Annotated in this window: 23 protein-coding genes; 9 read left to right on the top strand and 14 right to left on the bottom strand. The window is 67.7% G+C overall.

The genetic code is table 11. The features are described from left to right. Positions 1 to 41: 41 nt before the first annotated feature. Positions 42 to 1013 (top strand): fatty acid desaturase family protein, encoded by a 972-nt coding sequence (locus KF889_12070; GenBank protein ID MBX3500173.1) that lies wholly within the window; start codon positions 42 to 44, stop codon positions 1011 to 1013. A gap of 83 nt (positions 1014 to 1096) precedes the next feature. Here KF889_12070 and KF889_12065 read toward each other — a convergent pair whose 3' ends face one another. From KF889_12065 to KF889_12055, 3 genes are read right to left on the bottom strand one after another with little or no spacing between them, the layout of a single operon-like run. Then, positions 1097 to 1933, bottom strand: a complete 837-nt coding sequence (locus tag KF889_12065; GenBank protein ID MBX3500172.1) for a metallophosphoesterase — start codon at positions 1931 to 1933, stop codon at positions 1097 to 1099. 44 nt (positions 1934 to 1977) lie between these two features. Continuing rightward, positions 1978 to 2829 carry a metallophosphoesterase gene (locus KF889_12060; GenBank protein MBX3500171.1) on the bottom strand — a complete coding sequence of 284 codons (852 nt, stop codon included), beginning with the start codon at positions 2827 to 2829 and terminating at the stop codon, positions 1978 to 1980. Between the two features lie 13 nt (positions 2830 to 2842). Then, entirely contained in the window at positions 2843 to 4066 is a 1224-nt protein-coding gene (locus KF889_12055; GenBank protein ID MBX3500170.1) for an MFS transporter, read from the bottom strand. A 99-nt stretch (positions 4067 to 4165) separates the two neighbouring features. On the opposite strand from KF889_12055, the gene KF889_12050 reads away from it, so the two are divergent. From KF889_12050 to KF889_12040, 3 genes are all read left to right on the top strand, one after another. Then, the gene (locus tag KF889_12050) at positions 4166 to 6097 is read left to right on the top strand and encodes an MBL fold metallo-hydrolase (GenBank protein ID MBX3500169.1); all 1932 of its coding nucleotides are present in this window, start codon (positions 4166 to 4168) and stop codon (positions 6095 to 6097) included. Beyond that, positions 6094 to 6531: a VOC family protein gene (locus KF889_12045; protein ID MBX3500168.1), complete on the top strand. Its 438-nt coding sequence runs from the start codon at positions 6094 to 6096 to the stop codon at positions 6529 to 6531. The genes KF889_12050 and KF889_12045 overlap by 4 nt, the downstream gene beginning before the upstream one ends. Before the next feature lie 313 nt (positions 6532 to 6844). Further along, on the top strand, positions 6845 to 7987 hold the full coding sequence (locus tag KF889_12040) for an MFS transporter (GenBank protein MBX3500167.1): 1143 nt from the start codon (positions 6845 to 6847) through the stop codon (positions 7985 to 7987). Here KF889_12040 and KF889_12035 read toward each other — a convergent pair. The 3 genes from KF889_12035 to KF889_12025 all read right to left on the bottom strand — a co-directional run bounded on the left by KF889_12035 (position 7973) and on the right by KF889_12025 (position 10895). Continuing rightward, entirely contained in the window at positions 7973 to 8290 is a 318-nt protein-coding gene (locus KF889_12035) for a GIY-YIG nuclease family protein (GenBank protein ID MBX3500166.1), read from the bottom strand. The two genes, KF889_12040 and KF889_12035, sit on opposite strands and share 15 nt — an antisense overlap. An 83-nt stretch (positions 8291 to 8373) precedes the next feature. After that, positions 8374 to 9438, bottom strand: coding sequence for a phosphotransferase (locus KF889_12030; protein ID MBX3500165.1), 1065 nt, complete (start codon positions 9436 to 9438; stop codon positions 8374 to 8376). A gap of 125 nt (positions 9439 to 9563) precedes the next feature. Continuing rightward, entirely contained in the window at positions 9564 to 10895 is a 1332-nt protein-coding gene (locus KF889_12025) for a (Fe-S)-binding protein (protein ID MBX3500164.1), read from the bottom strand. A 154-nt stretch (positions 10896 to 11049) separates the two neighbouring features. On the opposite strand from KF889_12025, the gene KF889_12020 reads away from it, so the two are divergent. From KF889_12020 to KF889_12010, 3 genes are all read left to right on the top strand, one after another. Further along, positions 11050 to 11745 (top strand): VOC family protein, encoded by a 696-nt coding sequence (locus tag KF889_12020; GenBank protein MBX3500163.1) that lies wholly within the window; start codon positions 11050 to 11052, stop codon positions 11743 to 11745. Positions 11746 to 11826: 81 nt separating this feature from the next. Then, complete coding sequence (locus KF889_12015) at positions 11827 to 12642, top strand: MerR family transcriptional regulator (GenBank protein MBX3500162.1); 816 nt, start codon at positions 11827 to 11829, stop codon at positions 12640 to 12642. Positions 12643 to 12746: 104 nt separating this feature from the next. Then, positions 12747 to 13424 (top strand): glutathione S-transferase family protein, encoded by a 678-nt coding sequence (locus tag KF889_12010; GenBank protein ID MBX3500161.1) that lies wholly within the window; start codon positions 12747 to 12749, stop codon positions 13422 to 13424. Between the two features lie 99 nt (positions 13425 to 13523). Here the strand turns inward: KF889_12010 and KF889_12005 are convergent, their stop codons facing one another. Both KF889_12005 and KF889_12000 read right to left on the bottom strand, forming a co-directional pair. After that, positions 13524 to 14195, bottom strand: a complete 672-nt coding sequence (locus tag KF889_12005) for an HAD family hydrolase (GenBank protein MBX3500160.1) — start codon at positions 14193 to 14195, stop codon at positions 13524 to 13526. Positions 14196 to 14197: 2 nt separating this feature from the next. Further along, positions 14198 to 15751, bottom strand: coding sequence for a fatty acid--CoA ligase (locus tag KF889_12000; GenBank protein ID MBX3500159.1), 1554 nt, complete (start codon positions 15749 to 15751; stop codon positions 14198 to 14200). 139 nt (positions 15752 to 15890) lie between these two features. Here KF889_12000 and KF889_11995 point away from each other — a divergent pair, with 139 nt between their 5' ends. Then, positions 15891 to 16697 (top strand): serine/threonine protein phosphatase, encoded by an 807-nt coding sequence (locus KF889_11995; GenBank protein ID MBX3500158.1) that lies wholly within the window; start codon positions 15891 to 15893, stop codon positions 16695 to 16697. Between the two features lie 65 nt (positions 16698 to 16762). Then, entirely contained in the window at positions 16763 to 17731 is a 969-nt protein-coding gene (locus KF889_11990) for an SDR family oxidoreductase (GenBank protein ID MBX3500157.1), read from the top strand. 148 nt (positions 17732 to 17879) lie between these two features. Here KF889_11990 and KF889_11985 read toward each other — a convergent pair whose 3' ends face one another. The 6 genes from KF889_11985 to KF889_11960 all read right to left on the bottom strand — a co-directional run bounded on the left by KF889_11985 (position 17880) and on the right by KF889_11960 (position 25117). Further along, positions 17880 to 18983 (bottom strand): mandelate racemase/muconate lactonizing enzyme family protein, encoded by a 1104-nt coding sequence (locus KF889_11985; protein MBX3500156.1) that lies wholly within the window; start codon positions 18981 to 18983, stop codon positions 17880 to 17882. Between the two features lie 169 nt (positions 18984 to 19152). Beyond that, positions 19153 to 19632, bottom strand: coding sequence for a GNAT family N-acetyltransferase (locus KF889_11980; GenBank protein ID MBX3500155.1), 480 nt, complete (start codon positions 19630 to 19632; stop codon positions 19153 to 19155). An 81-nt stretch (positions 19633 to 19713) separates the two neighbouring features. After that, complete coding sequence (locus KF889_11975; GenBank protein MBX3500154.1) at positions 19714 to 21165, bottom strand: mannose-1-phosphate guanylyltransferase/mannose-6-phosphate isomerase; 1452 nt, start codon at positions 21163 to 21165, stop codon at positions 19714 to 19716. Positions 21166 to 21180: 15 nt separating this feature from the next. After that, positions 21181 to 22206, bottom strand: a complete 1026-nt coding sequence (locus tag KF889_11970) for an NAD-dependent epimerase/dehydratase family protein (protein MBX3500153.1) — start codon at positions 22204 to 22206, stop codon at positions 21181 to 21183. Positions 22207 to 22375: 169 nt separating this feature from the next. Further along, entirely contained in the window at positions 22376 to 23578 is a 1203-nt protein-coding gene (locus KF889_11965; protein ID MBX3500152.1) for a glycosyltransferase family 4 protein, read from the bottom strand. A 120-nt stretch (positions 23579 to 23698) separates the two neighbouring features. Further along, positions 23699 to 25117, bottom strand: a complete 1419-nt coding sequence (locus KF889_11960; GenBank protein MBX3500151.1) for an undecaprenyl-phosphate glucose phosphotransferase — start codon at positions 25115 to 25117, stop codon at positions 23699 to 23701. Positions 25118 to 25253: the final 136 nt, after the last annotated feature.

Raw genomic sequence — 25253 nt, 5'->3', positions numbered from 1 at the left:
CGCGTTGACAGGCCGGCATGGCGCGCTCAGGCTTGCGCCAGATGCTGGCCAAACCGCACGACTACGTCAGCAGCGAGCAGATCGCCGCCCTGCGCGGCAAGTCCGACCTCGTGGGCGCGCTGCTGCTGCTGCACGCCTGGGGCCTGATCTTCGGCGCCATGGCGCTCTTCGCGTGGTGGCCCAACCCACTGACCTTCATCGTCGCCGTCACGGTGATCGGCGCGCGCCAGCTCGGCATCGCCATCCTGATGCACGACGCCGCGCATGGCGTGCTGTTCGACGACAGGCGGCTGAACGACTGGGCCGGCACCTGGCTGTGCGGCGCGCCGGTCGGTGCCAGCCTGGCGCTGTACCGGCCTTATCACCTCTCGCATCACCGCCATACACAGCAGCCCGAGGATCCCGATCTTGGCCTGTCGGCGCCGTTCCCGATCACGCGCAACAGCCTGTGGCGCAAGGTGCTGCGCGACATGACCGGGCAGACCGCCTATCAGCGCCGCAGCGAGCAGGTCCTGCGCGCCATCGGGCCGCGCGATCAGGCTCTCGGCAGGCGCCTGCTCAACCTGCTGCGCAACGAGCGTGGCTTCTTCGTCACCAACGCCATCCTGCTCGCGGGCCTGAGCGCGCTGGGCCATTGGTGGCTCTATCCGGCGCTATGGCTGCTGCCGATGGCGACGTGGTACCAGCTCGTCAGCCGCGTCAGGAACATCGCCGAGCACGCCGTCGTGCCCGACAACGACGATCCGCTGCGCAACACGCGCACGACGAAGGCGAACTGGCTCGAGCGGCTGCTGATCGCGCCCTACTGGGTGAACTACCACCTCGAGCACCACCTGTTCCTGTTCGTGCCGTGCTGGCGTCTGCCCGCTGCGCATCGCGCCCTGCTGGGCGGCGGCTTCGGGCCGAGGATGGAGCTGCGCCGCGGCTATCTCGAGGTGCTCAGGCGTGCCACGTCGAAGCTGATCGACGGTCCGCCCGATTCCGGCCGTGTGAGCGGCCCCGTGCATATCTGATTCGCTACTCTGTCATCCCGAGCGCAGCGAGGGATCGAGGGCGTTCGGCCTGGGTCCCTCGCTGCGCTCGGGATGACAGATGATCAATGCCGGTGCATGCGCAGATCGCCGTAGGCTTCGGGGATCGTCTCGAGATTGTGCTGCGTCAAAGCCGGCGGCTGGACGAGGCGGCTGTCGACCGTGCCGTCGGCGTGGAAGGCGTGGTCGACATAGCCGACGACCTTCGGCCCGTACGCCGGCTGAAAGAAGTCTGGCAGGATGAACGCCGTCGAGGGTGCCCAGACGTTGCGCCAGTCGCCGCCATCGGTGTCGCGGAACTGGTGCACGTGGCCGCAGGCGACCAGGCGCAGCTTCGCGCCGTTGAAGGCCGACAGCAGACCGCCGCGCGCCGCCGGCGGCAGGAAACGTCCGCCGAGGATGGTCTCGGCCGGCGAGGCGTCGTAGAGCGGCTTGTGCACGAAAAGCGCGATCGAGCGGCCATTGGCGGTCGACGCCGCGTGGCGCACGAAACTGCCCTGGTCGGCGTCGGCCGCGAGATCGGAGCCGGCGAGCTGCGCATTGACGCCGATCAGCCGCCAGCCGGGGACATCATGCGCCCAATAATCCTCGCCGAAGACCGCGCGGTAGCGCGCGCGGCGGTTCTCGTCGATCGGCTGCTTCGAGCCGATGCCCTGGCTGTCGCCGATGTCGTGGTTGCCGGGGATCGCCAGCCAGTCGAGGTCGAGCGCCTCGTGCAGGCCGTGGGCGCGGCGCAGGTCGACATCGAGATCAGCGCCGTTCAGCGAGACGTCGCCGCTGTTGATCACCAGGTCGACGGCCGCCTCGTGCAGCGCCTCGCCCAGGCGGGCGAAGTTGGCGTTGAAGAACGGTTTGTCGGCGCTGAGATGGGTATCGGAGATCTGGGCGACGTGCACGGTCATGGCTGCCTCCACGGTGGCATGGGCCAACCTGCCCGATCTCCGTCTCAGTCGTGTGACGCCGTCTTCAGCGCCCGGGCCCGGATGTCGCCGTAGGCGCCGGGGAAATCCTGCATGTCGTTGCGCACCATGCCGGGCGGCTCGACCAAGCGGCTCTCGGAGCGGCCGTCCGTGTGCAGGCGATGCTCGACATAGCCGACGACCTTCGGCCCCCAGTCGGGCTCGAAATAGTCGGGCAGGATGAACGAGGTCGAGGGCGCCCAGACATGGCGCATCGAGGGCGTCGTCTGGCGGAAGAGATGGAGATGGCCTGACGCGATCAGCCGCACATCGGCGCCGGCGATCAGGCCGAGCAGGTTGTTGCGCGCCTGGTGCGTCAGGAACCAGCCGCCGATCTGCGGCTCCTCGACCGTGTGCTGGAACAGCGGCTTGTGCAGGAAGAGCGCGACGGCGCGGCCCGGCGCCCCGGCCAGCGCGTCGCGCAGGAAATGCGCCTGCTCGGCCTCGGCTGCGAGGCCGGAGTCGAGGAGCTGGGCGTTGATGCCGACCAGCCGCCAGCCCGGGACGTCCCGGCTCCAGCGATCGGCGCCGAAGACCTCCAGATAGCGCTCGCGCCGGACATCGTCGATCGCCTGCCTGGAGCCGACATTGCGGCTGTCGCCGGTGTCGTGGTTGCCGGGAATGACGTGGTAGGGCAGGCCGAGCGCGTCGTGCATCGCCTTGGCGCGGCGCAGATCGGCCTCGCGGTCGCAGCCGTCGAGCGTCGCGTCGCCGGTATTGATCACCAGGTCGGGCTTCGCCGCCCGCAACGCCTCGGCCAGGCGCTCGAAATTGGCGTTGAAATAAGGCCGGTCGTCGCTGAGATGGGTGTCGGAGATCTGGGCGATGGTCGTCGTCATGGCCCGAGTCCTATCACGCCAGCGGCTGGGGCGGCGAGCGCCGGGACAGGATGATGGCGATGGCCACGAGCTGGCAGCCGATGCAGACGCCCAGCGCCGCCGGATAGCCGCCGGCGAAGTCCTTGACCACGCCCAGCAGCGCCGGCCCGAAGGCGTAGGTGAATTGGTTGATGGCCGCGGAAAGCGCCATCAGCATGCCGAAGGAGGCGGCCTCGAACTCGCGCTGCACGATCAGCGAGGGCAGGGTGATCAGGTTGCCGACCGACAGCCCGAACAGCGAGGCGAGCGCGATCAGCGCCACGGTGTCCGACGTGTGGATCATCAGGAACAACGCCGCCGCCTGGCTGGCCAGCGACATCGCGGTGACCAGGCGCTGGTTGAGCCGGTCGATGAAGAAGCCCATTCCCACCCGGCCGATCACGGCGCAGATCGAGGCCAGCGACAGGGCCACGCCGGAGAGGTAGCGGCCGATCGTCGGCTCGAGGAAGGCGATGAGGTGCACGAGGAAGCCGACCTGGGCCACCAGCGCCAGCGCGAAGGGCGCGGCCACGGTCCAGAACTGCAGGCTGCGCAAGGCACGCGGACGGGTCCAGGTGCCCGACGGGGCGGGCGAGGCAGCGGTGGCATGGGCACGATGTGGCGGCCAGTCGACCCACAGCAGGATCGCCGGTCCGACAATCAGCAGGGTGGCGATCGCCGCCACGGTCATCGCCGTGGCGAAGTCGAAGACGCCGATCAGCGCCACCAGCGCCGGCGCGAAGACGATGCCGGCGACGCTGGCGCCATTGAGCGCGAAGCTGATCGCCATGCCGCGCCGCGCGCTGAACCACAGGCCGAGGATGTTGTTGATGATGGCGATGCTGGAGCCGGCCCAGCCGAAGGACATCAGCAGGAAGGCGCCGTAGAGCTGCCACGGCTCGCGCACCAGCGCCAGAAGGGCGCCCGAGCCGCTCAGCGTCACCAGCCCGACCAGCGCCACGTTGCGCGGGCCGAAGCGGCGCACCGCGTCGCTGACCCAGATCACGATCACGCCGCCGAACAGGTAATAGGCGGTGGTCGCGGTCGAGATCAGCGAGGTCGGCCAGTCGTAGAGCTTGCGCAACTCGGCGAGATAGACCGTGTGGCCGTAGAAGCCGAAGCCCCAGGCGGCGACCGCCAGCAGGAAGCAGGCGAAGACGGTCTTCCAGCCGGCGTAGCCGCGCGAAGTCTCGTCGACGGTGAGGGCACTCGTGGACATGTCCGTGAGATGCCGTCGCTTCGCGCGCCGCGTCCATCGCCAATCTTGTCACCGCACAATCGGTGTAAGCTGAGGCGAAGCGCAGGAGGGGGACAATTCATGGCCGACGTGCCGCCGACCGAGCCGAAGGATGCCGAGCCCGCGACCGCGGCCGCCAACCGGGCCATGCTTGACGTCCTGCCGTTCGAGGATCGCGAGGACTATGTCGAGGCGGCGCGTGGGCTGATCGCGGCGCTGCCGGAGGGCGTGGTGCGCACGCCTGCGGGCTCGGTGATGTGGAACCTCGGCGCCTACGGCTTCCTCAACGGCCGCGAGGCGCCGCCGACGGTCAATCCCAGCCTGTGGCGCAACGCCCAGCTCAACATGAACAACGGCCTGTTCAAGGTGGTCGACCGCGTCTTCCAGATCCGCGGCGTCGACCTCGCCAACATGACGATCGTCGAGGGCGATACCGGGCTGATCCTGATCGATCCGCTGGGCACGGCCGAGGTGTCCCGTTGCGGTCTCGACCTTTATTTCCAGCATCGCCCGCAGCGGCCGGTGCACGCGGTGATCTACACCCACAGCCATGTCGATCACTATGGTGGCGCCAAGGGCGTGGCGACGGAGGAGGACGCCAGGGCCGGCCGCGTGAAGGTCATCGCGCCCGACGGCTTCATGGAGGCGGTCGGTGGCGAGAACGTGCTGGCCGGCGTGGCGATGACGCGCCGGGCGATGTTCCAGTTCGGCCCGCTGCTGCTGCCGGGCGAGCGCGGCCAGGTCGATGCCGGGCTGGGCAAGAACATCGCCCGCGGCCAGGTGACGCTGATCCCGCCCAACGACTTGATCGTGCAGAAGACCGAGCGACGCACGATCGACGGCGTCGAGATCGAGTTCCAGCTCGCACCGGGGAGCGAGGCGCCGGCCGAGATGCACATGTTCTTCCCGCAGTTCGCCGTGCTGAACATGGCCGAGAACGCCACGCCGCTGCTGCACAATTTCATCCCGTTGCGCGGCGCGGTGGCGCGCGACACACGGCTGTGGTCGCGCTACATCGCCGAGGCGATGCGCATGTACGGCGATCGCACCGAGGCGCTGATCGCCCAGCATCACTGGCCGACCTGGGGCCGTGCGAAGGTCATGCGCTTCCTCGCCCGCCAGCGCGACCTCTACAAGCACATCCACGACCAGGCGCTGCGCATGGCCAATCTCGGCCTGCGCCCGGCGGAGATCGCCGAGACGCTGCAGCTGCCCAGAGAGCTGCAGCGCGACTGGACGGTGCGCGGCTACTACGGGACAGTCAGCCACAACGCCAAGGCCGTCTTCCAGCGCTATCTCAGCTGGTACGACGGCAACCCGTCGAACCTCAACCCGCTGCCGCCGGTGCCCGGCGCGCGCAAGCTGGTCGAGTACATGGGCGGCGCCGACGCGGTGATCGCGCGGGCGCGGGCCGATTTCGCCAAAGGCGAGTTCCGCTGGGTGGCACAGGTGATGAACCAGGTGGTGTTCGCCGATCCTGCCAACCGCGCGGCACGCGAGCTCTGCGCCGATGCATTGGAGCAGCTCGGCTACCAGGCCGAGTCGGCGACCTGGCGCAACGCCTACCTGTTCGGCGCACGCGAGCTGCGCATGGGTCCGCTGCAGCTCAACCCCCGCAGCATCCTCAGCCCCGACCTGATCCGCGCCATCACGACCGAGACGTTCTTCGACTTCATGGGCGTGCGACTGAACGCCGACCGCGCGGCCGGCCATCGCTTCGTCATCGATTGGCGGTTCAGCGATACCGGCCAGTCGCTGGTGCTCAATCTCGAGAACTCGACGCTCACGCACATGCCGGGTCCGGCGGCCGACGCGACGCTGGTCGTGACGACGACCCGGCCTGTGCTCGACTCCCTGATGGTCAGGCAATCGACCGTCACGCAATGCCTGGAAAACGGCGGATTGAAGGTGCAGGGGGACGCCGGGATGCTGGACGAGCTGTTCTCCATGCTCGACGATTTTCCGCTGATGTTCGACATCCTGACGCCGACGACGAAGGGAGGAGGCGCATGAGCGACGCGACGATCACCGGACTCCACCTCGTGCCCTCGCTGCGCTACCGCGACGCGCCGGCGGCGATCAGATGGCTGAAGGAGGCCTTCGGCTTCGAGGAGCACCTGGTCGTGCCGGGCGAGCCGGGCAGGATCGTCCATGCCCAGCTCACCAGCGGCAGGGCGATGATCATGCTGGCCAGCCCCAACGACGACGCGTTCGGCAAGCACATGGCCGTGCCCGGCATGGTCGGCGGCGCCAATACGCAGAGCATCTACATCGTCGTGCGCGACGTCGACGCGCATTGCGCGCGCGCCAAGGGGGCCGGGGCGCGCATCGTGCTGGAGCCGCAGGACCAGGAGTACGGCGGCCGAAACTATTCCTGCCGCGATCCGGAGGGACATCTGTGGAGCTTCGGCAGCTACGATCCCTGGACCAACGCCGTCGCGACCTGATCTTCCTTGTCATCCCGAGCACAGCGAGGGATCCAGGCCAGCCTGGCTTCCTCGCTGTGCTCGGGATGACAGTGGACGCTGTGTCACGCGTGGCTGGGCCGCCATCAGATGTCCCGCCGTGATCGGCACAATTCGATTGTCCGCTCTGCGCATCTGACGGGCGGGCAGGGCGGCGGGCAATGATAGGGTGCCGGCCAATCAACGGAGGGAATGCGTGGTAGGCGTGGGTGCGGACGCGGCCGAGGTCGATTCCGTGTATGCATGGTGGCGGCTGGTAGCCTGCGTCGCGCTCGGCGCGCTGGGCGGCGTCGGCATGTGGTCAGTGGTCGTCGTGCTGCCAACGGTGCAGGCCGAGTTCCAGGCCGCGCGCGGCGGCGCCTCGCTGCCCTATACCCTGACCATGGTTGGCTTCGCCTTCGGCGGCCTGCTGATGGGCCGCATGGCCGACCGCTTCGGCATCGTCTGGCCGATGCTGTGCAGCGCGCTGTCGCTCGGCCTGGGTTACATCGTCTCCAGCCAGGCCGAGACGCTGTGGCAGTTCGCCATCGTGCACGGCGTGATGATCGGCATGCTGGGCAGCTCGACGACCTTCGGGCCGCTGATGGCCGACATCTCGCATTTCTTCACCAGGCGGCGCGGCATCGCCGTGGCGCTCGCCGCTTCGGGCAACTATCTGGCCGGCGCCTTCTGGCCCAACGTCATCCAGCACTATGTCGAGACCATCGGCTGGCGCCAGACGCATCTCTACATCGGCATCTTCAGCATCTGCGCGATGCTGCCGCTGGTGCTGATGCTGCGCCGCAAGCCGCCGCGATCGGCGATGGTCATGCCGACGCCGATTGCCGGGGGTCGCAACAATCTCGGCCTGTCGCTCGGCGGCCTGCAGGCATTGCTGGCCTTCGCGTCGTTCGCGTGCTGCGTCGCAATGTCGATGCCGCAGGTCCATATCGTCGCCTACTGCAAGGATCTCGGCTACGGCGTGGCGCTGGGCGCGCAGATGCTGTCGGTGATGCTCGGCCTGGGCATCGTCAGCCGCATCGCGTCGGGCTTCATCGCCGACCGGCTGGGCGGGCTCTATACGCTGCTGCTGGGCTCGACCCTGCAGGGTATCGCATTGTCGTTCTATCTCGTGTTCGACGGGCCCTGGTCGCTCTACGTCGTCACCGCGCTGTTCGGCCTGGTGCAGGGCGGCATCGTGCCGAGCTACACGATGATCGTGCGCGAGTACTTTCCGCCCAGCGAGGCCGGCCAGCGGGTCGGCGCGATCCTGATGGCCAGCATCTTCGGCATGGCCGCCGGCGGCTGGCTCTCGGGCGTGATCTTCGACGTCACCGGCTCCTACATGGCCGCCTTCGCCAACGGCGTGGCCTGGAACGTGCTCAACGTCGCCATCGTCGTCTGGCTGATGATGCGCGCCGGCCGGCTGCGACCCGCCCTCTCGTCATTCCGAGCGTAGCGAGGAATCTCCCGGCCACAGATCGGGTGCCAGATCGCTCCACTCAGGATTCGATGCCGAGACAAGCGCATCCTTCTTCGCGCGACTCCAACCCTTGATCTGCTTCTCGCGCGCGATCGCTTCGGGGGCAGTCGGATACTCCTCAACAAGCACCAGGCGATCGACGTTGTATTTCGTGGTGAAGCCACCGAGTGTCTTCGAGCGATGCTCGACAAGTCGACGTTCGACGTTCCGCGTGATGCTTACGTACATCACTGTCTTGTGCCGGTTGACCAGAATGTAGACGTAGGCGCCACCGCGCATCGTTCAGCCCTCGTGCGCAACTTGCGGAAGATTCCTCGCTTCGCTCGGAATGACGAGGAGGGGGAGGGGCGGGAGAGAGGCAGTTACGCCCTGTGCTTCACCAGATCCCACGCCATGTCGGCCATATTGCGGGCGCGGTTGCCGTATTTGGTCGCGGTGGTCGAGGAGGCGTTGCCGTCCAGCCCGCGCTTGTAGACGCCCTGCACGATGCCGGCGAGGCGAAACAGCGAGAAGGCGAGATAGAAGTCCCAGTGCGGGATGCCGTCGCGGCCGGTGCGCTTGGCGTAGAGCGCGATGTAGTCCTTCTCCTCGGGAATGCCCAGCGCCCTGAGGTCCTGGCCGGCATAGCCGCTCGAGGCGCCGAAGCCCTTGCCGAAGTGATAGGTCATGCAGTTGTAGCCGAGGTCGGCCAGCGGGTGCCCGAGAGTCGACAGCTCCCAGTCGAGCACGGCGACGATGCGCGGCTCGGTGGGATGCACGATGGTGTTGCCCAGGCGGTAGTCGCCGTGGTTGATGCGCGTCTCGTCGCCTTCCGGGATGTTGCCCGGCAGCCACTTCTTGAGGTTCTCCATCGACTCGATGTGCTCGGTCTGGGCGAGATCGTAAAGCTGTGTCCAGCGTCCGATCTGACGCTGGATGTACTGGCCCTCGCGGCCGTAGTCGCCGAGCCCGATCGCCTTGTAGTCGACGTTGTGGATGCGCGCGAGCACGTCGTTCATCGAGTCGAAGATCCTGCCGCGGTCGGCCGGCGAGATGCCGGGCATCATCGGATCGTCGAGCACGCGGCCGGGCTTGAATTCCATGATGTAGAAATCGACGCCGATGACGTTGGCGTCCTGGCACAGCGCATAGGCCCTGGGCACCGGCACGTCGGTGTTCTCGCCCAAGGCCTTGATCACGCGGTACTCGCGGTCGACCTGGTGCGCCGAGGGCAGCAGCTTGCCCGGCGGCTTCTTGCGCATGACGTATTCGCGCCCGCCGCCATCGGTGAGATGGAAGGTGGGGTTCGACTGGCCGCCCTCGAACTGCAGCACGCGCAGCGGTCCCTTGTAGCCCTCGACCTTGTCCTTCATGAAGGCGGCCAGGGCCGCCTCGTCGAAGACGTGGTTGGGCCGCACGGGCGTGAGATTGGCGGGCAGGTCGGTCATCAGGCGGTTCCTCGGCTGGCCGCCTGTTTATCGCCGCGAGCGCGGGCCGTCGATGGCCGCGTTTCGCCGGACGATTTTCCCGTTGCTCCCTCTCCCCGCAAGCGGGGAGAGGGGGGAAGAAAAGACTACGGCGCCACGAGGTCGCGCAGCGCGCCCTCGAAGGCGGTGCGATCGCCGCTGAAGCCGTTCTCGCCGAAGACCTCGGCGGTCAGCGTGGCGACGTCCTCCTCGCGCAGCTCGACGCCGTTCTGCGCCAGGTAGCCGCGCGCCAGCTCGACCGCCTGCTGCATGTCGCCGCCCAGCTTGTACTGCTTGAACCAGTCGTGCCGGCCGCCCTTGCCCAGCGCCTCGGCCACGAGGTCGGTGAAGTTCATCACCTTGAACGGATGGTGTGCCTCAGCCCCGGCGAGCTGGCGGTGGCAGGAATGATAGGTCGTCACCAGCAGGTCCGCGCCCACCGAGGCGGCGCCTTCGGCCACCGCCTGGTGGATCTGCGCCACCTTGCCCGGCCAAACCTTGCCGGCCTGGCAGGTGTAGGACCAGTCGCGATGCTGCGGGATCTCGACCACCTCGAGATTGGGGATCGCCGCCATCAGCCGGCGCACGTTGCCGGTGACCCCGGCCAGCGAATCGTGCTCGTGCAGCACCGCGCGGCGCCTGGGCAGGTCGACGAAATGGGGCCGCATGCGCTCGATGTTGTCGGCGAGGAAGCCGGTGACGTGGCCGATGCCGAAATCGCGCGGCGCCGCCTCGTGGCGGGTCTCGGAGAACTGCTTCTGGCAGGTCGGGCACCAGGTCAGCACCTTGGTCGCGCCGGTCTGGCCGAAGCTCTCGTAGGTGCGCCCGGCGATGCGCTCGTGCGTCCTGGTGTCGCCCTCGTTGAACTGGTAGATGCCGCAGCAATTGGCGGCGCCGCCCATCACGTCGTATTTCACCGACAGCGTGTCGAGGATGTCCATGATGTTGAACACGATGTGCGGCGTGCGCAGCACGTTGCAGCCGGTATAGAACACCAGCTCGCAGTTGCGCCCTTCGCCGCGCGCGGTGATGCGCTTCATCGTCGCCGAGGGAATCTGCATGCTGGCGAGCAGGCGCATGGCGTGCGCCATGTTGCGGTATTTCTGCGCGCCGATGCTGCGCCGCTCGCTCTCCGGCACCGTGCCGGTGCGCTTCTTGATGCGCGCCACCGACATCCATTGCCGCACGTTGATCTGCTCAGGGCAGGCGGCGGTGCACTGGGCGCTGCCGTTGCACGCCTCGATCCACCTGCCGGCGGTCTCGGGATAGGCGGTGCCCGCCGTGACCGCCTTCAGTTCCCCGACGATCCGCACCGAGGCGGTACGGTCCAGGCCGATCTCGGCGGCCGTCGGGCAGGCCTCGACGCATTTGCCGCAGGTCGTGCAGCGGTCCATGGCGTCGCGGCCGACGCTGTCGAGATAGGCTTCGTAGGAGGACATACGGGTTCCTCGCCGGGATCGGCGCACCATAGCGCCGCGGCGATCGGGCACAACTGCGGACATGTTCAACACAATCCGGTCACGGATCAGTGCCTACTGGACCGCCACGGGCGACGGGCGCACCATGGCGGCAACCCAGCGGGAGGACGAAACCATGACCAAACCCGACGGATTGCATCACCTCGCGGTCACCACCGCCGACATCAAGACGCAGATCGCCTTCTTCAGCGACGTGCTGGGCACCGAGCTGGTGGCGCTCTACTGGATGCACGGCGTGAAGGGCGCCTGGCACGGCTTCGTGAAGCTCAACGACACCTGCTCGATTGCCTTCGTGCAGTCGCCCGACATCGCCAAGGTCAAGCCAGAGATCGGCGTCACCCATTCCGGCAATGCCGGCGCGCCCTGCGCGCCGGGCGTGATGCAGCACCTGGCGCTGAACGTGAAGGACGACGCCGAGCTGCTGGCGATGCGCGACCGCATCCGCTCGCGCGGCATCATCGTCTTCGGCCCGATCGACCACGGCTTCTGCAAGTCGATCTACTTCGCCGGACCCGAGAACCTCAGCCTCGAGCTGTCGACCTCGGCCGCTGCGATCGACGCGCGCGCCTGGATCGATCCCGAGGTGGTGCGCCTGGCCGGCATCAGCGAGGCCGAGCTGGCGCGCTTCAAGCAGCCCGCCTCCTACCGCAACGACAGCGGCAAGCCGCTGCCGCAGCCGGCCATCGATCCGGCCAAGCCGCACATGATCTACCCCGAGGCGCGCTACAAGCAGATGGTGGCGATGTCCGACGAGGAATATACGCGGGTGCGCAGCGAGACCACGCCGCCGGTCCAGATCGCGGCGGAGTAGGGGCCGAAAAACCCGCTTGACCTTGACGTAGCGTCAAGCCGCAAGGTCGCCTCCGGCTCAACGGCTGGAGGCGTTCCCGCGATGTTCAGGATCGGCGAGTTCTCGCAGATCGCGCGCGTCTCGGCGCGCCTGCTGCGCTACTACGACGGGCTGGGGCTGCTGCACCCGCAGCGCATCGACCCGCAGACCGGCTACCGCTTCTACAGCGCCGCCCAGCTGCCGCGGCTCAACCGCATCCTGGCGCTGAAGGATCTCGGCCTGGCGCTCGACCAGATCGCGCGCTTCGTCGACGACGACATCTCGACCGACGAAATCCGCCGCATGCTGGCGCTGAAGAAGGCCGAGGTCGAGGCCGAGCTGCGCGAGGGCGAGGAGCGGCTGCGGCGCATCGAGGCCCGCCTGCGCCAGATCGACGAGGGTGACGGCAGTCGCAGCTTCGATGTCCTGCTCAAGCCGGTGGCGGCGCAGCCCTTCCTCGCCATCCGCGCGCAGTTCGCCGGCCTCGACCCGGTGATCGCCACCTTGCGCGAGGTGAGCGCGCGCGTGCCCGAAGCGTCGCGCGACAGGCTCACCGTGCTGGCGCATTCCGACTTCGACGACGAGCGGCTCGACCTGGAGATCGGCTTCAGCCTGACGCGCGCCATCAATCGCCGCGTGGCGCTGGCCGACGGCCGCGCGCTCAGCCTCGGTGAGTTGCCAGCCGTGCCGTCGATGGCCGCGATCGTGCGCCGCGACGCCGATCTCGACAGCCATCGCGCCTTCGGAGCGCTCGGCCAATGGATCGAGGCCAACGGCTTGAGCATCTGCGGGCCCTGCCGCGAGGTGTTCCTCGAGCCGCCGTTCCAGGGCGGCGACATGGTGGTCGAGATCCAGTTCCCGGTGGAGCGCACCGGCTAGAAGCCGCGACACAGCGACAGAAAGCATTCGACCGGGAGCGCCCCCGCTCCCGGAACGGGGACACGCGTCCCTGCGCAACTCCGGGGGCGAAAGAGGATAGAACCATGCTGACCATCTACGGCGTCCCCGTCTCGGTGCACACCCGCAAGGTGATCGTCACCGCTCTGCTCAAGGGCCTGCAATTCCGCGTCGAGCCCGTCGTGCCTTTCAACCCGCCGGCGAACTGGGCCGAGCTCAGCCCCACCGGCAAGATCCCGGTGGCCGATATCGACGGCTTCAGGCTGGCCGATTCTACCGTGATCTGCGCCTATCTCGAGCGCGTCCATCCGGCGCCGTCGATCCATCCGCAGGACGCCAAGGCCCATGCCCAGGCGCTGTGGTTCGAGGAATACGCCGACGGCACGCTCTTCCGCGACGTGGTGCACGGCCTGTTCTTCAACAAGGTGATCCGCCCGGGCATCCTGAAGGAGCCGACCGACAATGCGGCCGTCGCCACCATCATCGACGACGTGGCACCGGTGAAGCTGGCCTATCTCGACGGCGCGCTCGCCGGCGACTACTTTGCCGGCGGCCAGCTGTCGATCGCCGACATCGCCATCGCCTCGAACCTGGTGAACTTCCACTACCTCGGCTACGAGATCGACAAGGCGCGCTACCCGAAGCTTGCAGCGCATTTCCGCCGCATGCTCACCGACAAGGCCTTCGCCGCCGCGCTCGAGGCGGAGAAGGGCGCCGCCGAGAGCATGAAGCTCGACCGCAGCTTCCTCGGCGTGCCGGCCTGACTCACCCGTCATCCTGAGCGCAGCGAAGGATCCAGTGGTACCGCGGACACACGGCCGCGCTGTGTCCGACAGCGCCACCACAAGGTCCTTCGCTGCCGCTCAGGACGACATCCGACCGCTTGCCAGCCGGATAGCCTCGCCAAGCTCGAGCGCGGCGAGGCTGTCGACCCGCAGATCGGCGGCCGACAGATCGAGTCCCGCCGTCATGGCGTTGGGCACGGCGATGGTGAACATGCCGGCGGCCTTGGCGGCGGCGACGCCGTTGCGCGAATCCTCGATGGCGATCGCCTCGTGCGGCGCGACACCGAGCTTCTGCGCCGCCAGCAGATAGAGATCGGGCGCCGGCTTGGCATGCTCGACCAGATCGCCGGTGGCGAGATGGTCGAAGTGTTCGAGCAGGCCCATGGCGCTCAGGTGCTGCTCGACCCAGGGCCGGCGCGATGTCGAGGCGATCGCCAGGCCCAGGTCGCGCCGGCGGGCGCCGGCCATCCAGTCCTCGATGCCCGGCCGCGGCCGCTCGGCGGCGATCAGGTCCATCATCACCGCGCGGCGGCGCACCCGCAGCGTCTCGCGATCCAGACCCCTGCCGATCTTGCCCTCGAGCCAGGCATAGGGATCGAAGACACCCTGCGTGTTGCTGCCGATCAGCTGGACCCACAGGTCCATCGGCATCTCGACGCCGAACACGGCGTATTCCAGCCGCCACGACTCGAACTCGGGCGTCTCGGTGTCGAGGATGGTGCCGTCGAAATCGAAGATCAGCGCCCTGATGCTCAATTGACCCGCCGTTCCTTGCCGCGCCAGTACGGCTCGCGCAGCTCGCGCTTGAGGATCTTGCCGGTGGGGTTGCGCGGCAGGGTTTCGACGAAGTCGACCGATTTCGGCAGCTTGTAGCCGGCGATGCGTTCGCGCGCCCAGGCGATCAGCTCGGCGGGCGTGACCTCGGCGCCGGGCTTCTTGACCACGATCGCCTTGACCGCCTCGCCCCAGCGATCGTCGGGCACGCCGATCACCGCGACGTCGGCGATGGCGGGGTGGCCGAACAGCGCGCTCTCGACCTCGGCGGGATAGATGTTCTCGCCGCCCGACACCACCATGTCCTTCACCCGGTCGTAGATGTAGAGATAGCCCTTCTCGTCGAGATAGCCGGCGTCGCCGGTGAAATACCAGCCATCGCGCATCGAGCGCGCCGTGGCCTCGGGCAGCTTCCAGTAGCCCTTCATGATCTGGCGCGAGCGCACGGCGATCTCGCCCACCTGGTTGGGCGCGCAATCCTTGCCGTCGTCGCCGACGATGCGCAGCTCGACGTTCTTCTGAGCGTAGCCGCAGGACAGCAGCTTCTTGGGGTCGTCGGGATCGTGATCCTCGGGCGGCAGCAGGGTGATCGCGCCGGTGGTCTCGGTCGCGCCATAGACCTGCTGGAAGCCGCAGGGGAAGATCTTCAATGCCTGGCGCAGCAGCTCGGCCGGGATCGGGGCTGCGCCATAGATGATGATCTTCAGCGACGACAGATCGGTCTCGTGGATCTGCGGCGTCTGCACCAGGAACAGGATGATCGCCGGCACCAGCAGCAGCACCTCGATGCGCCGCTGCTCGATCATCCGCAGGATCTGCAGCGGCACGACCTCGCGCATCACGTAGTTGGTGCAGCCGGCGTAGGTGCCGGCCAGCGCCCAGCCGGCGCCGCCGATATGGAACATCGGCAGGACGATGATGTTGGCGACGCCCGGGCCCATGTGCCAGGTCGGCGTCCAGGTCGGCAGCAGCTCGAGCAGGTTGGCGTTGGTGATCTGCGCGCCCTTGGGCAGGCCGGTGGTGCCCGACGTGTAGAACTGCACCGCCACGTCGTCGGGATCGATCGGCAGCGTCGGATCGGTGGGCGATTGGCGATCACGCCAGCGCGCGAAGGACTCGAATGCGGGGTGCGCGCCGCTGAAGGCGACGATCGTGCGCACGGTCTTGAGCTCGTCGCGGATCTTCTCGACGACCGCAAAGTATTCCTCGCCGACGAACAGGATCTCGGCCTCGGCGTCGTTGACGATATGGGCGATCTCCGGTGCCGCCAGCCGCCAGTTCACCGAGACCATCACCGTGTTCGACTTCGCGCAGCCGTAGAGCAGCTCGAAGAACACGCCGTTGCTCTTGTCGAGATGCGCCACGCGCGCCTGCGGTTTGAGCCGCGCGGCGATCAGGCCGTTGGCGACCTGGCTGGCCCGCCGGTCGAGCTCGCCATAGCTCGTCGGCACGTCCTCGAAGACGACGGCGATCTCCTGCGGCCGCTCGGCGGCGTGCTTGCGCACGATGTCGGCGATGATCCTGGGTTGCACCCCGTTCCTCCCCTTTGGCGGGCTGGCCGCGCATGCTACAGCAATTCCGGTCGGATTCGGATGATTCTCTAGGCCTGACAGGCGTTTGACGCGAAGTCTTCCGTGGAAAAATTGGCCGAATCGGGATACTGTGCGCGCAATGTTCGGCAAATGGTTCGGCGGCGGGAGGAAGACGCAACCGGCGCGGGCGCGACGCGCGGCCGTGCCGGGGGGCTATCGCGTATACGCCATCGGCGACATCCACGGCCGCCTCGACCTGCTGGCGGCGTTGCACAGCGACATCCTCGAGGACGCCACCCGCCATCCGCACGACGGCAGCAACGTGCTGATCTATCTCGGCGACTATGTCGACCGCGGGCCCTGCAGCCGCGAGGTCATCGACTGCCTGATGTCCGATCCGCTGCCCGGCTTCGAGAGCGTCCGGCTGATGGGCAACCACGACGAGGCGCTGCTGAAGTTCCTCGACGATCCGGCGATCGGCCCGAGCTGGTCGAGCTACGGCGGCGAGGCGACCTTGCTGAGCTACGGCGTGCGCGCCAGGCCCGGGATCATCGGGCTGGCGCGCTGGGAGGACATGCGCCAGCAGATGATCGAGAACATGCCGGCGAGCCACGTCGCCTTCCTGCGCGCGCTCAAGACCTCGGTCGAGGCCGGCGACTACATGTTCGTCCATGCCGGCGTGCGCCCCGGCGTGCCGCTTTCGGCGCAGCGGCAGGAAGACCTGCTGTGGATCCGCGACACCTTCCTCGACAGCGCGCTCGACCACGGCAAGGTCGTCGTGCACGGCCATACGCCGGTCGACCAGCCCGAGGTGCGGCCCAACCGCATCGGCGTCGATACCGGCGCCTTCGCCAGCGGCGTGCTGACCGCCGTCGTGCTCGAGGGCGAGAGCCGCCGTTTCATCTGCACCGGCGCGCCCGCCTGGGTGCGCGTCGCCGCGCAATAGGCTCCACCACCGACAACCAACGACCAGACCCCCTCAACGATCCCGTCCGAAGGACTGAGCTTCCCATGCCGAAACGTATCCTGGTGACCGGCGGCGCCGGTTTCCTCGGCTCGCATCTGTGCGAGCGCCTGCTGGCGCAGGGCCACGACGTGCTGTGCGTCGACAACTACTTCACCGGCACCAAGCGCAACATCGTGCCGCTGCTCGATCACAAGCATTTCGAGGTGATCCGCCACGACATCACGTTCCCGCTCTATGTCGAAGTCGACGAGATCTACAATCTCGCCTGCCCGGCCTCGCCGGTGCACTACCAGCACGATCCGGTGCAGACGACCAAGACCAGCGTGCATGGCGCCATCAACATGCTGGGGCTGGCCAAGCGCACGCGGGCCAAGATCTTCCAGGCCTCGACCAGCGAGGTCTACGGCGACCCCGAGGTCCATCCGCAGCCCGAGAGCTATCGCGGCAGCGTCAATACGATCGGCCCGCGCGCCTGCTACGACGAGGGCAAGCGTTGCGCCGAGACCTTGTTCTTCGACTACTATCGCCAGCACAAGGTCAACATCCGCGTCGCGCGCATCTTCAACACCTACGGCCCGCGCATGCATCCCAACGACGGGCGCGTGGTGTCGAACTTCATCGTCCAGGCGCTCAAGGGCCAGCCGATCACCCTGTACGGCGACGGCAAGCAGACGCGCTCGTTCTGCTACGTCGACGACCTGATCGAGGGCTTCATCCGCCTGATGAACGCGCCGAACTCGGTGACCGGCCCGGTCAATCTCGGCAATCCCGGCGAGTTCACCATCCGCGAGCTGGCCGAGAAGGTGATCAAGCACACCAACTCCAGGTCGAAGCTGATCCGCAAGCCGCTGCCGGTCGACGACCCGCTGCAGCGCAAGCCCGACATCCGCCTGGCGCGCAAGGCGCTGAAGTGGCAGCCGAAGATCAGGCTCGACGAGGGCCTGAAGAAGACCATCGCATATTTCGACCACCTGCTGACGACCGGCGTGCCCTACGGTGAGCGGGGGAACTGATGGGCGTCGCCCGCAATTCGTCCCGTCGTCCTGAGCGAAGCGAAGGACCTTGCGGTGACATGAACGGCCGCCCCGCCGGTGTGTGATCGCGATACCGCCAGATCCTTCGCTTCGCTCAGGATGACGAGGTCGACAGGACGACGGCGATTTAATCGACCCGCCGCCTTGCCAGCTCGGCGTCATTGAGGCGCAGGCCGAGACCGGGTTCGTCCGACAGCTTGAACAGCCCGTTCACCGGCACCGGCGGGTTCTCGAACACCGCGTGGGTGCGTGTCGACGGGTCGTTCCATTCGGCCGGCTTCGTGCCCTGCAGCAGCGCGGCCACCACGTGCAGGTTGGCGACATGGCCGATGGTCGGCTGCGTCTGGTGCGGCACCAGCTCGACGCCGTGCGCATGGGCCAGCGCGGCGCAGCGCAGCAGGCCGGTGATGCCGCCCATCTTGACGATGTCGGGCTGCACCATGCGCACGCCTGAATCGATCAGGTCGGCGAGCGCGGCGAGCGTGTAGGTCTGCTCGCCGGCCGAGACCGTGATGTCGAGGCGCTGCGCGACCTCGCCCATCGCCTTGACGTGGTAGTGCTGCACCGGCTCCTCGAACCACCAGTAGCCGAGCTCTTCCAGGGCGCGGCCCACCCGTATCGCGCCGCCGATCGAGTAGCCGTTGTTGGCGTCGAAGGCCAACGGGAAGCCGTCGCCCACCAGCCTGCGCACGGCGCGGGCCTTCTCGATGTCGCCGGGAATGTCGGCATCGAGCGACGTGCGCGTGTTGTCGAATCGGATCTTCACTGCGGCAGGCTGATCCTTCAGCCGCTGCTCGACGACCTTGCAGACCTCGTCGACGCTGCGATCGCCATTGCCGCCGATCGAGGCGTAGAAGGGGATCGCCGTCCGCCACGCGCCGCCGATCAGCTTGTGGATCGGCAGGCCGGTGCGCTTGCCCTTGATGTCCCACAGCGCGATGTCGAGAGCGGCCAGCGCGCCGGTCAGCGCGCCTTCCGGCCCGAGCTTCACCAGGGTGTGCATCGCCTGGTCGAGCAGCACGGCGTGGTCGAGCGGGTCCTGGCCGATCAGCATCGGCGCGATGTCGTCGCGGATCATGCCGAGCGAGGCGCGGCCGCCCTGCATCGGCGAGGCCTCGCCGATTCCGGTGATGCCCTCGTCGGTATGCACCAGCACGAAGGCGCTGCGCTGCTGCGGCCGGTCGTTGGCATTCCACGCGACCTGGAACGCCTCGACGCGTGTGATCTTCATTGTCTCCTCCCTTTCCTTCTCCCCGCGAAGGCGGGGAGAAGGTGCCCGAAGGGCGGATGAGGGGCTTCACGGCGTTTCGACAACCACGATGGAGTCGTTGCGCGAGAAGCCCCTCATCCGCCTCGCTGCGCTCGGCACCTTCTCCCCGCCTGCGCGGGGAGAAGGGAACTCACAGCGCGCGAGTCAGATATCGTACACTCTTGCCGCGGTCGGGGAGGTGGGCTTCGCCGCAGACGGTGAAGCCCAGCCGTGCATGGAAGGCATCGGAGACCGGGTTGGGCGGATCGCTGTTGACCTCGCAGCAGACCCGTTGGTGGCCCGCGACCCGGGCGATGGCGAAGAACTCCTCGTAGAGGCGTCGCGCGTGACCGCCGCGGCGCGCCGTCGGCGCGACGACGATGCGGTCGACATAGGCGAAGCGCTCGTAGCGCCGGCGGAACCACAGGAAGTTGGGACTGTGGTAGTCGGCGGCCTGGTCGAAGGTCAGCAGGAAGGCCTCGGCGTCGCCGATCACGCGCGCGGCCAGGGCGATTGCCAGCAGGCGGCTGAGCTCGCGCGCATCGAGCTCGGAGAGCTCGGCGGCATGCGCGTTGTTGAGCGCCAGCAGGGCGGCCTCGTCGGCGGCGGAGGGGATGCGGATCGGCGACATGACTGGCTTGTCATCCCGAGCGGAGCGAGGGATCCAGGGTCTTCACGAGATTCCTCGCTGCTCGGAATGACAGAGAGAGGCTCACGCGCGGCCGTACTTGTCCTCGAAGCGCTCGATGTCGTCCTCGCCGAGATAGGAGCCGGACTGCACCTCGATCAGGTGCAAGGGCTCGCTGCCGGTGTTCTCCAGGCGATGGCGGATGCCGAGCGGAATGAAGGTCGATTCGTTCTCGTTGAGGTCGAAGACGTCGTTGCCGCGGGTGACGCGCGCCACGCCGCGCACCACCACCCAGTGCTCGGCGCGCTTGTTGTGCTTCTGCAAACTGAGCGAGCGGCCGGGCAGCACCTGGATGTGCTTGACCTGGTGGCGCTCGCCGATGTCGACGGTTTCGTAGTAGCCCCAGGGACGGAACACCCTGGTGTGGATCGTCGCCTCTGAGCGGCCGCTGGCCCTCACGCGCTCGACCAGCTTCTTGACGTCCTGCGCCCGGTCGCGCCGCGTCACCATCACCACGTCGCCGGTGGCGACGACGATCAGGTCCTCGACGCCGAGCGTCGCGACCATCACGCCGTGCTCGGCGCGCACGTAGCTGCCCCTGGTGTCCTCGGCCAGCACGTCGCCGACCAGCGCGTTGCCCTGCGCGTCTTGCGGCGACTGCTCGTGCAGCGCCGCCCACGAGCCGATATCGCTCCAGCCCATGTCGACCGGCACGGTCACGGCGCGCCGGGTGCGCTCCATCACCGCGTAGTCGATCGACTTCGAAGGCGAGCGGCCGAAGGCCTCGGCGTCCAGCCGGATGAAGTCGAGGTCGCGCGTGGCGCCCCTGAAGGCGGCGACGCAGGCCTCGGCGATGGCCGGCTCGAACTCGCCGAGCTCGCCGAGATAGAGATCGGCGCGCAGCAGGAAGGTGCCGCCGTTCCAGGCATAGCCGCCGTCGGCGAGGAATTGCCGGGCGCGCTCGAGGTCGGGCTTCTCGATGAAGCGCTCGACGACGTGGCAGCCCGGTGCGTGCGGCAGCGCCGCGCCGATCTTGATGTAGCCGTAGCCGGTCTCCGGCGATGTCGGCGCGATGCCGAAGGTGACGAAGCCGCCATGCACCGCCGCCGGCGTGGCCTGGGCGATCGCCGCCTGGAAGGCCTCGGGACGGCGGATCAGCGAATCGGAAGGCAGTACGAGAAGCGGCCGGTTGGGCCCGCCGGCGGTGGCCATCATGGCGCCGATCGCCACGGCCGGCGCGGTGTTGCGCGCCGCCGGCTCGAGCACGATGGCGGCCGGCGTGACACCGACGGCGCGCAATTGCTCGGCGACCAGGAAGCGGTGCTCGGCGTTGCAGACGATCACCGGCGGCATGAAGCGCTGCGGATCGGCGACGCGCAGCACCGTTTGCTGCAGCAGCGATCGCTCGCCGGAGAGCGGCAGGAACTGCTTGGGGTAGGCCTCGCGCGACAGCGGCCACAGCCGCGTGCCGGATCCGCCGGACAGGATGACCGGCTGGATCAGGTGGGATGACGAAGTCGGATCCGGCTGCGCCATCCGCTGTACCACTGGTTAACTGGCGACGGCGAACCTGGGCGCGCCGTTGGCCTTCGACATGCCGCCCGATACCATCTGGTCGTGGATCCAGCGATAGGTTTTTTCCATGCCGTCCTCCAGGCGGGTGGAGGGCGCCCAGCCGAGTACGCGCTTGATCATGTCATTGTCGCTGTTGCGCCCGCGCACGCCCTTGGGGGCATCGAGGTTGTAGCGGCGCGTCAGCTTGACGCCGGCGATCCTCTCGACGATGTCGACCAGGGTGTTGATCGACACCAGTTCGTCGCTGCCGATGTTGATCGGCTCGAGCACGTCGCTGTTCATCAGCCGCGCGCTGCCGTAGGTGCAGTCGTCGATGTACATGAACGAACGGGTCTGCTCGCCGTCGCCCCAGATCTCGATCTCGTGGCGGCCCGAGAGCTTGGCCTCGATCACCTTGCGGCACATCGCGGCCGGCGCCTTCTCGCGTCCGCCGTCATAGGTGCCGTGCGGGCCGTAGACGTTGTGGTAGCGCGCCATGCGGGTCTGCAGCGCGTAGTCCTCGCGGAAGTGCCGACACATGCGCTCGCTGAAGAGCTTCTCCCAGCCATAGCCGTCCTCGGGCATGGCGGGGTAGGCGTCCTCCTCCTTGAGCGCCGTGACGGCGGCGTCGGTCTGCTTGTCGGCGGCGTAGACGCAGGCCGAGGACGAGAAGAAGTAGCGCTCGACGCCGAACTGGTGCGCGGCCATCAGCAGGTGGGTGTTGATCAGCACCGAGAGCATGCACTCGGCCTTGTGGGTCTCGATGAAGCCCATGCCACCCATGTCGGCGGCAAGGTTGTAGACCTGATGCGCGCCCTTCACGGCCTTGAAGGCGGCCTCGCGCCGGCTCATGTCGAGCTGCAGGTTTTCCACCCCCTCGTGCAACTGGTACCATTCGTCGGTGGGCTTGATGTCGACCGCCCGGATCCGGGTGAAGCCGCCGACCGAGCGCAAATGCTCGACCAGGTGACCGCCGATGAAACCGCCGGCGCCGGTCACCAGAACAATGTCCTCGTTGCGCATTACTTACACCCGTAAATTCATGCATTAAATCGGCAATGATTATATAAATTTTGCAGCGGTTTGCGAGAAGTTTATGAGGTGGCGCTTAATTTTCCTTGCGAGGCTCCCCGCGCATCTTGTGGGTGCCTGGCCAGTCAGCCGCTACTGCTGGTCCATCGATGGTGGACGCTCATGACGGATGGCTGGCATTCGTGAGGATCGCCTCAAACCGGTCGGCGATCCTGTGGATATCGAAGGTGGCCTCGGCGTAGCGACGGGCATTGCAACCCAACGTTGTCCGGATGGCAGGGTCGTCATGCAGCCGTGCCGCGGCACCGGCGAAGCCGGTTGCGTCGTCAGGGGCGACGACGAGGCCGGCGCCCTGGGCGGCGACGATGCGCGCGGCGAGGTTCTCGGCCGGCATCGCGGCGAGCAGCGGTCGGCCGGCGCAGAGATAGGTCAGCACCTTGGACGGCACCGAATAGACGCCGGCCTCCGGCTCGAGGATGGCCATCAGGACGTCGGCCGAGGCCAGCATGTCGGGCATGCGGGCGAAGGGCTGGAAGGGCAGCAGCACCAGGTTGTCGAGCCGCCCGGCCTTCTTGCGCTCGGCCAGCCAGGTGGCGCCGAGCCCTTCGGAGACTACCACCACGCGCACGCCGGGATCGTCGCGATAGCGCTCGGCGATGCCCAGCAGCAGGCCGGGATTGTGCTTCAGGCCCAGCGTGCCCGAGTACATGAACACCAGCCTGCCGTTCAGGCCATGCTCGCGCGCGAAATCGTTGTCGCGCGGGTGCGGCGGCAGCTCCTCCAGCGGCGCCCAGTTCTCGATCGTCGAGATGCGCTGCTCCTCGATCCGCCAGCTTTTCAGCAGCGGCCGGAAGTCGTCGGTGATGGCCACGACCTGATCGCTGTGGCGCAGCAGCCCCGCTTCGAGGCGCCGATAGTGCCAGACGACGGGGGCGCCCAGCGGGCCCAGCTTCGGCGCGACCAGGCGGGCGATGGCCTCGGCGTAGATGTCCTGGACCCAGAAGACGAAGCCGCGATGGTTGGCCCGGCACCATCGCTGGGGCGCCAGCAGCGAATCGGGCGGCGTGTTGCTGAGCAGGGCGACATCGGGCTGGAAGGCCGCCAGCTCGCGCTCCAGCAGCCGGCCATAGGCGCGCTCCTGGCGGAAGCGGGTGAAGTAGTCGTACTTCGCCATCGGCCGGCCCGGATCGATCGACGCGACCTCGAAGGTCGTGGGATCGCCGGGCAGCTGCGCCAGCGATCCGCGCGGCGTCTGGAAGCGGGCGTTGAAGAGATGGCGCACGACATGGCCGCGCCGCGCCAGCTCGCGCGCCAGCTGGACCTGGAAGGGATGGCCGGAATTGTCGTGCAGCAGGATGCGCATTGCGGACCTTCTGTCATCCTCGGGGCCGTCCGCGGCCCCTGTGGCGTAGCGAGGGATCCAGGGCGCCGACTAGATCCCTCGCTGCGCTCGGGATGACAGCGGTGTTTACGCCAGTATCGTTCAATACGCGTTCTTGCCGCGCAGCACCGTGACGATGGTCATCAGCACGATCTTGATGTCGAGCAGCAGCGACCAGTTCTCGATGTAGTAGAGGTCGTGGTCGACGCGCTTGCGGATCTTCTCGATCGTGTCGGTCTCGCCGCGCCAGCCATTGACCTGGGCCCAGCCGGTCAGGCCCGGCTTGACGCGGTGGCGCGCGGCGTACTCGGCCACCGCCTCCTCGAACAGCATGTCCTCGGCCCTGGTGTCGATCGGATGCGGGCGCGGCCCGACCATCGACATGCTGCCGCCCAGCACGTTGAAGAACTGCGGCAGCTCGTCGATCGAGGTGCGGCGGATGAAGCGGCCGACGCGGGTGATGCGCGGGTCGTCGCGGCCGACCTGCACCGGGGCGATGTCGCGGCATTCCTCGGCGTACATCGAGCGGAACTTCCAGACCTGGATGCGCTGGTTGTTGAAGCCGTAGCGCGTCTGGCGGAACAGGACCGGCCCGCGGCTGTCGAGCTTGATGGCGATCGCCGTCGCCAGCATGACCGGCGAGAACACCAGCAGCAGCAGCAGCGCCAGGCCGATGTCCTCGATGCGCTTGAGCAGCAGCTTGTCCTCCGACAGCGGCTTGTCGAGGACGTTGAGCACCGGCACGTTGCCGAGTTCGCTGTAGGAGCAGTGCGCCAGGCGGAAGCCGATCATGTCGGGCGCCAGCCTGATGTCGATCGGCAGCTCCCAGAGCTTCTTGAGAATGGTCATGACGCGGATCTCGGCCGCCCAGGGCAGCGCCACGACGATCTGGTCGACCTGGTGCTCGCGGGCGTAGGCGATCAGGTCGTCGACCGTGCCGCGCACCGGCACGCCCTCGATCGGCTCCATCTCGCGCTGGGCGCGGTCGTCGAAGACGCCGACGATGCGGTAGTCGGCGCCGCCGGCCTCGCGCAGGTGCTGGATCAGGCGGCGCCCGTGCGGGCCGGCGCCGACCACGGCGATGTCGCGGGTCAGCCGGCCGGACTCCATCCAGCGGCCGATGATGCCGGCGACGACGAAGCGCACGGCGATGAAGCCGCCCAGGGTCCAGACGTACCAGAGGATGGCCCAGCCGCGCGGGAAGTTGGCCGAGACCTTGGTGACGAAGGCCGCGGCGATCAGCAGCGCCAGCACGCCCGTCCAGGCCACGGTGACCCGGCCGACCTGGCGCGGCACGTTGCCGAGGCTGCGGATGGAATAGAGGTTGAGCGCCTGGAAGATGTTGGCCACCAGCAGCGAGCTGGTCGCCATGGCGAGGAAGTACTGGTCGTCGAACTGGTCGAAGTGCTGCGGCAGCCAGGCGGCGATGGCGATCCACGCGACCACCGCCGGCGCCAGGATGTCGGCGATGCGGGTAAGCCAGAGCAGCTTGGTTTCGGAATAGGCCTTCGACTTATCCATGTCGTCCCCGCCATACGGGAGTCCCGAATATAACTTCCCGCCGCCGCAAACCGGCGCCGGCTATGAATTCCGCGCTAAGTGTCTGCTATTGTGAAATAATCCATTCGCGCGGTCAATGAAGTCTTTTGCGCGGAAG

It is taken from the genome of Alphaproteobacteria bacterium, from assembly GCA_019635875.1.
Lineage (GTDB): Bacteria > Pseudomonadota > Alphaproteobacteria > Reyranellales > Reyranellaceae > JAFAZJ01.
This window is presented reverse-complemented; position numbering and strand designations above follow the sequence as displayed.